This is a genomic window from Granulicatella sp. HMSC31F03 (assembly GCF_001807725.1).
In the GTDB taxonomy this organism is placed as follows: domain Bacteria; phylum Bacillota; class Bacilli; order Lactobacillales; family Aerococcaceae; genus Granulicatella; species Granulicatella adiacens.
The window spans coordinates 100,072-113,349 of the sequence record NZ_KV790849.1 but is presented as its reverse complement, the minus strand read 5'-3'; the positions used below and the strand labels follow the sequence as shown (position 1 = coordinate 113,349).

Genomic DNA, 13,278 nt, shown 5'->3' with positions numbered 1-13,278 from the left:
CAACTACGCCTCTTTGGGAATCGATTTAAACGACTCCAAAAGTGGTGTAGTTGTACCTCATTTTAATCTCTATTTTTCATTTCTTAATTTCGTAATGAAGTGCTCGATGCGATCTAACGCTGTCTTCAAATCTTCAATCGAATATGCATAAGAAATACGTAGAAAGCCTTCACCAGATTCCCCAAAAGCGGTTCCTGGAACAACGGCTAAACGTTCTTCTTCTACCAAGCGCATAGCAAATTCTTCTGAACTTAATCCGAATTGAGAAATGTTTGGGAAGATGTAGAAAGCTCCAAATGGCTCAAAGCAAGGAATCCCTAAGTCTTTGAAACGTTTCACCAAGTAACGGCGACGTTGGTTGTAGCTTTCGCGCATCTCAACAATGTCTTCTTCAGAATTACGAAGGGCATCCACACCCGCATATTGGCTAAGAGTTGGAGCTGACATAATCGCAAATTGGTGAATTTTATACATTTGTTCCATAATTGGCTCTGGAGCTAAAGCATACCCCAGTCTCCATCCCGTCATCGCAAATGCTTTTGAGAATCCTCCGATTAAAATTGTACGATCGCGCATACCCTCAATTTCCACAACGGATACGTGAGGTTTTCCAGTGTAAGTTAATTCTCCATATAATTCGTCTGAAACAACGATAATATCATGACGTTTTAATACATCACAAACCGCTTCTAAATCTTCACGTTCCATAATTGCCCCAGTTGGGTTATTCGGGAAGTTCATTAGAATCGCTTTTGTCTTCGGTGTAATCACTGCTTCTAAATCTTCAGGTGTTAAACGGAATTGATTTTCCTCTTTTAACGGAAGAATCACTGGAGTTCCATCGGCCATTGTAACCGCTGGGACATAAGAAACATACCCTGGGTCACAAATAATCACTTCATCCCCTGGGTTTAAAAGCACACGCATTGAAATATCAACGGCTTCACTTCCACCAACAGTGATGACACATTCATGCATTGGATCGTATTTTACCCCATGACGACCTTCTGTAAAGATACATACTTCTTCACGAAGCTCTTTTAACCCTGCATTGGCTGTATAGAATGTACGGCCTTCTTGCAACGCTTTAATCGCTTCTTGACGAATATGCCAAGGCGTATCAAAATCAGGCTCTCCAACCCCTAGTGAAACAATATCCTTGTATTCACTCGCCATATCAAAGAAACGACGAATCCCTGAAGGTTTCAAGTCCTTAATTTTATTATTTAACATATTTTCTAAATTCATGGAGTAACCACCTGACGTTTATCATCTGCTTTACCGACAAACATAGTGCCGTGATCTTTGTATTGTTTTAATACAACATGTGTTTTTGTAGATTGTACTTCTTCAATCACTGAAAGACGTGAAGATACGAAGTTTGCGATTTCACGCATTGGTGCTTTCTTTAATTGCACCATAAAATCGTATCCACCAGACATCAAGTACACTGCTTCTACTTCTGGGAAATGATAGATTTTTTCTGCAATACGGTCGAATCCTTTCCCTTTTTGAGGATTTACTTTTAATTCGATAATCGCTGAAACATTGACGTTATCAGTTTTTTCCCAGTTGATTAATGTATGGTAGCCACAAATAATTTTAGCTTCTTCCATCTCTTTAATACGGCGTGTGACTTCTTCCACATCCATTTCTAATAGAGAGGCAATTTCTTCTGGAGTTAAACGACTATTTTTCTCAATTAATTTTAAAATTTGCTCGTTCACTTCTTTGAACATAGACTTTCCTCCTTTAGTTGCACTTGCAACATTTTGTACTTTCCCATTGTACCCTTTTTTTGTGAGAATTCCTAAGAATTTATTGCAGTTTTATGAAATTTATAATTTTCTATAAAAAAGCTCTCTTCCAATCTGAAAGAGAGCTTCATTCTTTATTCCGCTGTTTGTTCAAAGTGAGCTACTAAGTCGTTGATAACTCCACTGGATACGATTGTGTCGATTTGTTTCATGGCATGGTACACGCTGTCTGATTTTGAAGAACCGTGTGATTTCACAACTGCTCCTTTAAGACCAAAGAGCACCGCACCCCCAAATTGTGAGTAGTCCAATGTATTCTTTAATCCGTAGAAGGTATTCTTGAGTAAGAGCGCTCCAAGTTTTCCTTGGATTCCTTGCCCCTTGATTCCTTCTTTTAGAAGACCCATCATCGCAAGCGCTGTTCCTTCGATTGTTTTCAATACGGCGTTTCCAGTAAATCCGTCTGTCACCACGACATCCGCAGCACCTGTTAAGATGTCACGAGCTTCCACGTTCCCAACGAAGTTTAAGCTATCATCTTCTTTCAAGAGTCCGTAAACTTCTTTTGCGAGTTCGTTCCCTTTTCCTTCTTCAGCTCCATTATTTAATAAGCCGACTGTTGGGTTTTCGTAACCAAGAACGTATTTTGAATAATAGCTTCCTAGAATACCGAATTGGTGAACATTTTTCGGTTTACATTCCGCGTTCGCACCTACGTCCATCATAATAAATTGACGGTTGTCTTTTCCAAGAACAGGCAACACTGGCATCAGTCCTGGACGGTCGATTCCTTTAATACGGCCAACCACTAATAAACCAGCCGTTAGAAGAGCCCCTGTATTTCCGCAAGAGAAGAGCGCATCTGCTTCTCCTTCTTTGACTGCTTTAGCTGCAACGACCATTGAAGCATCTTTCTTCGAACGAATCGCTTTAACCGGTTCGTCATCAGAGTTGATTTTTTCTGAACAGTGAATCACACGAATATTTGGAAGGGATTCCTCCAAGCATGCATTCACTTTTGCTTCGTCTCCATATAATTGAAACTCGACAGTTGGCATTTCCTTTGCTGCAAGGACGACCCCTTGGACGATTTCTTTAGGAGCGTTATCTCCACCCATCGCGTCTACTGCAATTCTTACCATTGTTGTTCCTCCTCTTCTAGCCACGTGGCCATGAAGTTATCCATTGATTTCTTTCGTTGTTTGTTCGATAAATGCCTTCATGCGTTTCGTCTCGGCTTTTTCTCCTGCTGGATCTTCCGAGGCATAAAGGATTGCATCTTTACGTGCTTGTTCTAGTATATCATAATCTCGTATTAAATCGGCAATCTTAAAGTCTGGAATACCGGACTGTTTCACGCCAAATACATCCCCAGAACCGCGTAGTTCCAAGTCTTTTTGACTGAGATAAAATCCATCTGTCGACTCGCACATAATGCGCATGCGCTCTTTCCCATTTTCGGTTTTTGGACTTGCCACTAGAATACACGTTGAAGCATGTTGTCCACGACCAACACGTCCACGCAATTGATGTAGTTGCGCTAATCCAAATCGGTCCGCATCCAGAATGACCATCACCGTAGCATTTGGCACGTCCACCCCAACTTCGATGACCGTTGTAGAGACGAGCACTTGTAGTTTATTGGCTTTGAAGTCCGCCATCACCGCTTCTTTTTCGTCAGCTGGCATTTTCCCGTGCAGGAGTCCCACTTTGACGCGGTCTGAGAAATGCGCTGAAATCATGCGGTAAATCTCTTCGGCGTTTTGCACATCAAGATGTTCCGACTCTTCGATTAAAGGTGAAATCATATAGGCTTGGCGCCCTTTTTGAATTTGTCGCTCCACGAAGTCAAAAATTTGTTCCATTTCTTGCTCACGAACCCAAGTCGTTTTGATTGGCTGACGACCACGAGGAATCTCCCCAAGGATAGATATATCCATTTCCCCAAAGGCCGTAATCGCAAGTGTTCTAGGAATTGGCGTTGCCGTCATTTGAAGCACGTTCACGCCTGCACCTTTTCCAGCGAGCGCCTGACGTTGCTGCACCCCGAAGCGATGCTGTTCGTCGATCACGACAAAAGCTAAGTCTTTAAAGTTCACATCTTGTTGGAACAAGGCATGTGTCCCGATTACAAGGTTTGCCTCCCCACTCTCAATCGTTGCGAGTAACTCTTTTCGCTTCTTCTGCGAACGATTCATACTTCCGGTTAACAACACTGCTTTCAAAGATGTCCCCTGAATTAATTTTTCAATCGTCAGCATATGTTGTTCCGCTAGTATTTCTGTCGGAACCATGAGGGCTGCTTGCTTTCCTGTTAGAGCCGTTGCGACCATGGCAATCGTTGCTACAATCGTCTTCCCGCTCCCTACATCCCCCTGTAAGAGACGATTCATCTCGTAAGGCGCACGTAGGTCAAAGCAAATCTCATTCACGACTTTCTTTTGCCCATCTGTGAGTTCAAACGGCAATGTCTGAATAAACGTCTTCAGCGTGGCATTATCATACAGTACCGCTTGCCCTTTTGTTTGCTGGTGGCGCTTCTGACGCATCCATTGCAAGCGCAGTTGATATAAGAAGAGTTCCTGGTAGACGAGCTGATACTGCGCACTCTGTCTTTCCAGTTCATCTTTTGGAAAATGCATTGCCCGTACAGCATCTCTATGCCCCATCAAGTGGTGCGACGCCGTCAACTCTTTCGGCAATACTTCTGGAATTTTATCTTCAAAACGCTCCATCGCCGTTTGAACGAGTTTTAGAATCGTCGCCTGCTTCAACGATTTATTCGTGCGATAAACCGCCTCAACTTGGTCCCCTTCTTCATCCTCCACATTTCGGTTCGATAAGATTTTCATCCCCATCAACGTCGTTCGCTTTGCATCCCATTTTCCATAGATGGCAATCTCTTCACCTTGAACAATTTTATCTTTTAAATACGGCTGATTAAAGAACGCGACTTGGATGACTTGCTTTTCAATCGCCATGCGAAACGCCAATCGATTCTTCTTGAAGCCGTAGTAGCTCACAACCGGTTGCGTCGCCACAAGCCCTTTAAGCGTGACTTTTTCTTGATCCATAATCGTTTGCACATCACGAATTTGAATATCTTCATAACGAAACGGAAAATGCGTTAATAGGTCATAGACCGTCTCGATGCCAAGTTCTGCTAATGGCTCTAATCGTTTTGGTCCAACGCCCGGCAAGACTTGCACACTTTGAAAGACTTCACTCATCCAATCACATCCTTTCTACTTTAATAAGTGTAATTCAAGTTCCGTTTAATCGTCAAGGGGAAGGAAAGTTCCAACAGTCGTGAAGATTCTCTTTAGGATTTATTCATCGGTATCACAAATCCGGCACCTCCCTGAGTCTTCGTCTCAGGGTTACCAAGCTTCAAAGCGAGGCTAAGGAATAAATTCCTAAACCTCGCTAATTCACATTGGTTGCTTACTCGGTACTGTGATTCCGATGAAATCCTAAAGAGACTTCACTCCTTAAACTTTCCTTCCTCCCTCCTCACCCTTTACAGTGCAGGGAGTTTTGATGTGCATTCCACAAAGTGCAGTTTTCCCAGTCTACATCGAGTAAAGCCAAAAAGAATCTTCGCTCCTTCAACTTTCCTTCCTCTCTCCTTGACCGTTACAGTACAGGGATTTTATATGTGCGTCCCACCAAATACAGAGCTTGCCCTTGCAGCACTACGATTCTTGAGGAGCACTCACTCAGTTCCCTTTTTCCCATTTGGAGGCGAGTGAAGACTCAGAAGCAAGCGTAATTTAGAAAGCACTCTCTATCAAAGCGAAATACCCTGATGTGAGCACGAAACCCAACCAGTTACACTTACTTATTATTAGACGAAAAAGCGAAAGACGGAGAAACTTACGGATTCTATCGAAATGGAAACTGCGCATGAAAAGCACACACCCTTCGCAGTCCCGGCCACCATATACATTTACTTATGTAAAAAAAGAGTACAAAAATATCCTTACCGGATTCTATAGTCATCATCATAGCGACTAGTATTCGATGCGAATTACAGATGCTTGGAAATTTATTTCTTAGCATCTGTTTGAGGCTCGAAAGGGACAAGACCAAGGCTTGTCCCGTTACAGCTTTAATGATGACTATAAAGTATATCCGGAAGGATATTAGTACTCTTTTTTAGTCTTTCGATTATTTTAAATTTATTATTCTACAGATAATAAGTAAGTGTATACTGGTTGGTTTCCTTCGTGGACTTCAACCTCTACATCAGGGTATTTCGCTTCTACAGCTTCAGTGATTTCTTCCACTTCGCTTGCGTCTGCGTCTTCACCATAGATGATTGTTAGGATTTCTGAATCGTCGTCGATCATCTTATCGATTGTCGCAAGAGTTGCTTCCTTACGGTCCGCAATACTTACTAAAATCTTGCCGTCAACAATCCCCATGAAGTCGTCTTTTTTAATTTCAACGCCATCAATGTTTGTATCGCGAACTGCATTTGTGATTTGACCACTTGATACAAGCGCCATTTGTTCGCTCATTGCAGCTTGGTTATCTTCTAAGCTTGCTTCTGGGTTGAAGGCTAATAATGAAGCTAATCCTTCTGAAATAGTACGAGTTGCAACAACGGCAACGGCAGCATCTTCTGATACTTCAGCCGCTTGGTTTGCAGCCATTTGAATGTTTTTGTTGTTTGGTAATACGATGACTTTTTCAGCATGCGCTTCTTTTACAGCTTGAAGAATATCTTCCGTACTTGGGTTCATGGTTTGACCACCGTTGATGATCGTTGTTACACCCATGCTCTTGAATAATTCTTGAACACCTTCACCTGCAGCAACCGCTACGATTCCGTATTCTGCTTTTTGTTTTTGCGCTGCTTCTTTTACCTTTGCAGTGTAGTCTGTTTTTAGCACTTCTTCGTGTTGGAGACGCATGTTGTCTACTTTCACTTTCATTAATGAACCGAAGCGTTGTCCGTAGTTCATCACTTCACCTGGACGCTCTGTATGCACGTGTACTTTGATGATTTCATCGTCTGCTACTACTAATAGAGAATCTCCAAGTTCGTTTAAGTAGTTACGGAAAGTATCGTAGTCAAAAGTATCTACGACTGTTTCACCTTCACCGATTTTCACCATGATTTCAGTACAGTAACCGAATTTGATGTCGCCAGTTGACACATGTTCGTAGTCAACGCCTGATTCGTGGTGAGCCACTGAAGTTAAATCGATTTTATTGCTTTGTAATGATTGAACTGGAACGGCTTCCCCTGTTAATGCTTCGAAGAATCCGTTGTAAATGAATACTAAACCTTGACCGCCTGAATCCACTACGCCTACTTCTTTTAATACTGGTAGTAAATCTGGAGTTTTTGCTAAAGATTTTTCAGCTCCACGTAACACTGAACCCATTACTTCGATGATGTCGTTTGAAGTTTCTAGTTTGCGAACACCACGTTTTGCAGATTCACGAGCAACAGTAAGGATGGTTCCTTCAACAGGTTTCATAACGGCTTTATAAGCTGTTTCCACACCGTTTGTAAATGCTTGGGCTAATTCTTCACCAGTGATAACCTCTTTCCCAACAACCGCTTTAGAGAATCCACGGAATAATTGAGATAAGATAACTCCTGAGTTCCCACGAGCACCCATTAATAATCCTTTTGCTAAATCTTGTGCTAAGTCCCCTACAGTTGTTGCTGTAGAGTTTGCAACACGCTCCGCACCCGATTTGAAAGAGAGCATCATATTTGTTCCTGTGTCTCCATCTGGTACTGGGAATACGTTTAATGAGTTTACGAATTCTGCATTTTCAGATAAACGCATTTCACCGATTTCTACCATTGCGCGGAAATCTTGAGCCGTAATAGTTTTCATAGTTGCCATATTTTTCTTACTTCCTCCTGACTAGAATCAACAAGCATTACGCTTCGATGATTTTAACTCCTTGAACATATACATTCACTGTATTCGCAGAGAATCCTAACATTGTTTCTAAGTTGTATTTCACTTGTTCTTGTACATTTCTACAAATCGCAGAAATTTTAGTACCGTATCCAACAATAATGTAAACATCAACCGCAACGCCTTCATCTTCTTGACGGATTACTACGCCACGAGAAAAGTTTTCTTTCTTCAAGATATCATTTAAGTTATCACGAATTTGATTGCGGCTAGCCATCCCAACGACCCCATAGTTGTCTGTTGCAGCTCCACCAACAACCGTTGCAATGACTTCATTGCTCAGTTCAATTTGTCCATTTTCTGTTTGAATTTTTACTGTCATACGAATACCTCCCATTGAATGTATAAAGGTTTCTGCCTATTTTTAGACAGATTGACACATTATTTCTATACTATAATATCACATTCCTACACGATTACCTAGCTTTTTATCAATTTTTAAAAAGGGGTTAATCTCTATAACCGACTCACTTGCAATCTTACTTCAACTATGCTAAATTATTTAAGTATATGATTTAGTTCAAAATTATATCAGCTGATAATGAATTAAATAAAGGAGGAGAATGAAAATGGCTAAAGTATGTTATTTCACTGGACGTCGTTCTGAAACAGGTAACACTCGTTCTCACGCTATGAACGCTAACCGCCGTACTTGGAAACCAAACTTACAAAAAGTTCGTGTTTTAATCGACGGCAAACCTAAAAAAGTATGGGTTTCAACTCGTGCATTAAAATCAGGTAAAGTAGAACGTGTTTAATACAGAGCACTATTAAAAAGAGCTTAGGCGATATCCCTAAGCTCTTTTTGTTTTTCTAAAAATAAATAAGCCGAAGGCTTGAAAAGATAAATGAAACTGCTAAAAGACATTCAAAGATATTTGAAGGAATGCATAGCGGAATTTAGTGTAATGGTACCGGCAGGAGCCTAAAGTCTCCTCGCCTACCAAGCTTCAAACCAAGGCTAAGCGACAAGTCGCTAAGCCTTGATAATTCACATTGGTTACTTATTCATTACACTAACCGCTATTTCCTCAAATATCTTTTTCTGTCTCTAGAAGTTTTCGCTCTTTTCAAGCCTCTTATAAACCAAAGAGTTAGGATCCGCCACTCTTTTCAACTCTACTTTACCTGAGATTAATGCCAGGAAACCAAGGGACCATGGGTGGTGCTTCTCATGGAGTTAGGTGGGTGTGCATTTTTTTGATTTATTTTTCAAAAAAATGGAGTTTGTGAAAAGGTTATAAGATAGAGGTTTGAAGCAGTCTCAAAGGAAAGAAATCTATTTTCATTATTTGTAAATTTATCCGTCTGTTGAGGTTTTATCCGCTACAAAAAGCTTAAAAATAAGGATGATAGAGGCTCTATTATTGAAAACAACGGTGAACGAAAAAATTCCAAAATTCACTTATAAGTGAATTTTGGAATTTCAACTAAGATTGTGAAAAAACATCGCACGAAACAGTGCGATGTTTTGTTCTATTTTATATTATATGTTGCTTTATCCTCTGCAACCATTGAAACTGGTATTTGTTAATTTGTAAATCTCAACAAATACCCATTTGGATCTTGTATTAAAAACTCTATTTGCATTTCTTCTATCCCATTAACTTGATATATGTTTCTAGTTAGTTCTCTGTATAATTCTATATTCAAATTATTCACTAATTTATAAAGCTCTTCAATATCATCAACAGCTATTGAAAAATTTATTCCTCTTCCTAATGGATATACTAGTTCACCTATATTCCAACCATCATCGTGAATTTGTTCAAACATAAACTGACTATCTTGAAATGACATGAAAACAAATTTATCTTCAGTACGTTCATATTCAATTTTAAATCTTAATTCTCTATAAAATTTTTTAGTCCGTTCAATATCAAAAACTGACAATTCAGGAATCATCCTATTAAAATTCATGTTTCCTCCTCGACAAATTATAAATTCCCAGCTCTACAAGTGAAGGATTTAATTATTTTTTCTTTTTTGGTGTAGGTAATTCATCCTAATTGTGCGATATTTTATTTTATCTCCAATGATCTCGGGTTTGGGCGACTAGGATAAGTCCTTTTGTAAAGGAGATGGTCATCTTATCACTTGTAAATTCATTGCTGACAAGTGCCACTGGGTACGCGTAGCTTTTTGAATCGAGGGTGTATTTAACATTTTGTAGAGTTAAATTTTCCACAGGAGTCATACTAATAAAGGAAAGGTACTTCGTAAAGTCCATCTTTTCAATCGTGTATGTGCCTGGCTGGATGAAATTAACGACATTCGTTGCATCTTCGAATACCACGTATGGAATAAGCGGTGCTAAGTCAGGTCGCATCATCGTCCATAAAGTACTAATCGCGTGGTCCACGCGCCCGCCAAATGAACCAAGTACGTGAATCGGTACACCTTCGTAATGCTCCTTCACCCATAGCAAGGCTGCCTCAAAATCAGTGTCGTCTTTTTCAGAAGGGAGCTGGACAACAGTGCCCGCTGCTTCATGAATCAAGTCGCGCTGTTCTTTTGTGACAGAATCAAAGTCTCCAATCGCTACTTCCATGAGAAGGTGCTGGTCTAATAACCGAAGAGCTCCACCGTCGACGCCGACAAAACGGAAGTCTTCATAAACTTTCCCGTATCGATGTTCTAAGAGCGCCTTGATGTCCTCTTTAGTGTTTGGTCCTCCCAAGACAATCACAACTTCCATCTTCGTCCCTCTTATGCTTCTTTGATTGAATCAATCGCAGCTTTGATATCTTCTGCGTAGTATACATATGAACCGGCAACGGCAACGTCTACCCCTGCTGCAGAGCAAAGTTTTGCTGTTTCGCCGTTCACTCCGCCGTCTACTTCGATTAAGTAGTGGTAGCCTTTTTCTTCGCGTAACGCTACTAATTCACGCACTTTATCCAATGTTTCTGGAATGAATGATTGACCGCCGAATCCTGGGTTTACTGTCATTACTAATACTAAGTCCACTTCGCTTAAGACTGCTGAGATGGCACTCACTGGTGTTCCTGGATTGATTACGACACCTGCTTTTACGCCTTCTGCTTTAATCGCTTGAAGCGCGCGGTGGATATGTGGAGTTGCTTCCACGTGAACAGAGATGTAGTCTGCTCCTGCTTTTGCGAATTGTGGAATGAATCGTTCTGGGTTTTGTACCATTAAATGGCAGTCTAATACTAAATCAGTTACAGGACGTAATCCTTCAACGATGTTTGGTCCTAATGTTAAGTTTGGAACGAATTGTCCGTCCATGGCATCGATATGAATCCAGTCTGCTCCTAATTTTTCGACTTTCTTAACGTCTTCTCCTAATGTTGCAAAATTTGCGCTTAAAATTGATGGTGCTACTTTCATGTTCTATCTCCTCTATCTACTTTTTTCGTTTATATACTGGTTTTCTTTGGTCCAGTTCTTCATAGAAACTCAAATAATGGTCGTATCGCTCTTGCCAAATGTCTCCTGATTCCACTGCTGCAATCACAGCGCAGTTTGGCTCATGTTGGTGCGAACACTCTCTGAACTTACATTCATGCTCTACTTCGACAAACTCTGGGAATAAATGCGGTAAGTCTTCTTTTTCAATATCCATAAAATCAACCGTACTGAATCCCGGTGTATCCGCAATCCATACGCCTTCGATTTCATGAAGCGATACGTGACGAGTCGTATGACGCCCACGCCCTAACGCATTCGAAATCTCTCCCGTTTCTTGGTTTAATTCAGGAATCATTTCATTAAGAAGCGTTGATTTCCCTACTCCAGATTGTCCAAGAAAAATCACTTTCTGACCTTTCAAAGCTTCCAAAAATGGAGTTTTATCGTTCATCACTTCTTGTCCAAAAAAGACAGGGTATCCGATTTTTTGATACTGTTTCCGGATGTCTTCAAGCTTTTCTAAACCTTGCGCTGTTAACAAATCGGTCTTAGTAACCATGATGATTGGATGCACCTGTAATCCTTCAAGGTATACGAGGAATCGATCCACGAGATGCGTTGAAAATTCTGGTTCAACCGCAGACATCACAATAATGCCAACATCGACATTGGCTACAGGTGGTCGGACTATTGTGTTTTTTCGTGGTAGGATTTTCGTGAGCGTTCCCTCTTGAAGATTACTACTTTCAAATTCAACCACGTCTCCTACTAGAGGCGATTGTCCTCTTTTGCGGAAAACTCCACGCGCACGAGTCTGATAAATTATTCCATCGGATTCAATGTAATAAAATCCACTCAACGCTTTAATAATAACTCCTTGTGACATAAGTGCTCCTTAAAAGTAATTTATTCCTATTATAAAGGTTCTGAACGCTCGTTACAATTGATGTAAAATTTTACCGTCACTTTCTCATAGAATAAAAGAACCCCATAAGTTAGAAACGAGCCTAACTTATGGGAATTCTATTAATGATTTGCCTTTTTAGAGCGTTTAAACACGAGTCCAAAAGCAGAAAGTCCAATTGCCCATCCAAATAAATTGAATATTTGTAAATCTTGGGCACTAGTTCGTGGAAGTTCAGTCTTAGGAACTTCTTCTACTTTGTCTGGATCTTGTGGCAGTGTTAACTCCGGAAGATCATAGCTTGGCGCATCATTTGGCACCTCACCAATCACACCTTCTGGTAACTCTACACTTGGCGCGTCTTTTGGTTTTTCACCTACGACTAATTCGTAATAGTGGGTTGTAATCCCATCTTCTACTTTTGTTTGCTTCGTAAAGTAGTATTTTTCACCTTGTAAGAAGGTTGGAGCTGGTTTCGTTCCTACGACCGTTTCCGCAATTTCTACTTCTTGATTGTTTTCAACCGTTACAAAACGAGTGATTTTCAACTCTTCCTTACGATTTGGATCTTCTAAAGGCTTAGCCCCTAACACTAAATCATAGTAATGAGTTGTGATGCCGTCTTCCGTTTTCGTCTTCTTACTGAAGTAGTACTTCTCTCCTTGTAAGAAGGTTGGAGCAGCTTGAGTGCCTTCAACGGTTGGTGCTACTTCCACTTCTTGTTCATTTTCAATCGTTACAAAACGCGTCACGATTTTTGGTGAAGATTCATTCGGGTCACCAGTAGGCTTCTCTCCCGTTACTAAATCATAGTAGTGCGTCGTAATGCCATCTTCCGTCTTCGTTTGTTTATTGAAGTGATATTTCTCTCCTTGTAAGAACGTTGGTGCTGGTTGAGTTCCTTCAACAGTTGGCGCTACTTCTACCTCTTGTGAGTCTTGAAGCGTCACAAAGCGCGTCACCTCTTTTTCCTCTTTTTGGTTTGGTTCAACAGCTGGTTTGTCGCCTGTTACTAAATCATAGTAGTGAGTGGTAATACCATCTTCCGTCTTCGTTTGTTTATTGAAGTAGTATTTTTCGCCTTGTAAGAATGTTGGCGCAGCTTGCGTTCCTTCGACAGTTGGAGCTACTTCGACTTCTTGTGTGCCTTGAAGCGTCACAAAACGGGTCACCGCTTTTTCTTCTTTTTCGTTTGGCTCAACCGTAGGCTTATCGCCTGTTACTAAATCGTAATAGTGAGTCGTAATACCGTTTTCCGTCTTCGTCTGTTTATTGAAGTGATATTTCTCTCCTT

The 13,278-nt window shown here is 40.8% G+C and carries 11 protein-coding genes and 1 pseudogene; 1 reads left to right on the top strand and 11 read right to left on the bottom strand.

Annotation, left to right across the window (positions count from 1 at the left end; genetic code table 11):
* Window positions 1-69 precede the first annotated feature (69 nt).
* The 6 genes from HMPREF3106_RS03135 to HMPREF3106_RS03110 form a co-directional block, all read right to left on the bottom strand.
* Window positions 70-1,248, bottom strand: a complete 1,179-nt coding sequence (locus HMPREF3106_RS03135) for a pyridoxal phosphate-dependent aminotransferase (protein ID WP_049554497.1) — start codon at window positions 1,246-1,248, stop codon at window positions 70-72.
* A complete protein-coding gene (locus HMPREF3106_RS03130) occupies window positions 1,245-1,739 on the bottom strand; it encodes an Lrp/AsnC family transcriptional regulator (protein WP_049554498.1) in 495 nt (164 codons plus the stop codon). The genes HMPREF3106_RS03135 and HMPREF3106_RS03130 overlap by 4 nt, the downstream gene beginning before the upstream one ends.
* A gap of 152 nt (window positions 1,740-1,891) precedes the next feature.
* Window positions 1,892-2,899, bottom strand: coding sequence for a phosphate acyltransferase PlsX (gene plsX / locus HMPREF3106_RS03125; protein WP_049554499.1), 1,008 nt, complete (start codon window positions 2,897-2,899; stop codon window positions 1,892-1,894).
* 36 nt (window positions 2,900-2,935) lie between these two features.
* Window positions 2,936-4,987, bottom strand: a complete 2,052-nt coding sequence (recG, locus tag HMPREF3106_RS03120) for an ATP-dependent DNA helicase RecG (protein ID WP_070444367.1) — start codon at window positions 4,985-4,987, stop codon at window positions 2,936-2,938.
* 954 nt (window positions 4,988-5,941) lie between these two features.
* Window positions 5,942-7,627 (bottom strand): DAK2 domain-containing protein, encoded by a 1,686-nt coding sequence (locus tag HMPREF3106_RS03115; protein ID WP_148129397.1) that lies wholly within the window; start codon window positions 7,625-7,627, stop codon window positions 5,942-5,944.
* Window positions 7,628-7,664: 37 nt separating this feature from the next.
* The gene (locus HMPREF3106_RS03110; protein WP_039849201.1) at window positions 7,665-8,027 is read right to left on the bottom strand and encodes an Asp23/Gls24 family envelope stress response protein; all 363 of its coding nucleotides are present in this window, start codon (window positions 8,025-8,027) and stop codon (window positions 7,665-7,667) included.
* A gap of 247 nt (window positions 8,028-8,274) precedes the next feature.
* Between HMPREF3106_RS03110 and rpmB the strand changes: the two genes are divergently transcribed.
* A complete protein-coding gene (gene rpmB / locus HMPREF3106_RS03105; RefSeq protein WP_006703478.1) occupies window positions 8,275-8,463 on the top strand; it encodes a 50S ribosomal protein L28 in 189 nt (62 codons plus the stop codon).
* A 772-nt stretch (window positions 8,464-9,235) separates the two neighbouring features.
* Here rpmB and HMPREF3106_RS03100 read toward each other — a convergent pair.
* The 5 genes and pseudogenes from HMPREF3106_RS03100 to HMPREF3106_RS03080 all read right to left on the bottom strand — a co-directional run.
* Complete coding sequence (locus HMPREF3106_RS03100) at window positions 9,236-9,625, bottom strand: bleomycin resistance protein (RefSeq protein WP_070444365.1); 390 nt, start codon at window positions 9,623-9,625, stop codon at window positions 9,236-9,238.
* Between the two features lie 106 nt (window positions 9,626-9,731).
* Window positions 9,732-10,403 (bottom strand): thiamine diphosphokinase, encoded by a 672-nt coding sequence (locus HMPREF3106_RS03095; protein WP_070444363.1) that lies wholly within the window; start codon window positions 10,401-10,403, stop codon window positions 9,732-9,734.
* Between the two features lie 11 nt (window positions 10,404-10,414).
* Window positions 10,415-11,059 (bottom strand): ribulose-phosphate 3-epimerase, encoded by a 645-nt coding sequence (gene rpe / locus HMPREF3106_RS03090; protein ID WP_070444361.1) that lies wholly within the window; start codon window positions 11,057-11,059, stop codon window positions 10,415-10,417.
* Window positions 11,060-11,075: 16 nt separating this feature from the next.
* Complete coding sequence (gene rsgA, locus HMPREF3106_RS03085; protein WP_070438644.1) at window positions 11,076-11,966, bottom strand: ribosome small subunit-dependent GTPase A; 891 nt, start codon at window positions 11,964-11,966, stop codon at window positions 11,076-11,078.
* 140 nt (window positions 11,967-12,106) lie between these two features.
* Window positions 12,107-13,278, bottom strand: a pseudogene (locus HMPREF3106_RS03080) (hypothetical protein); the annotation flags it as partial.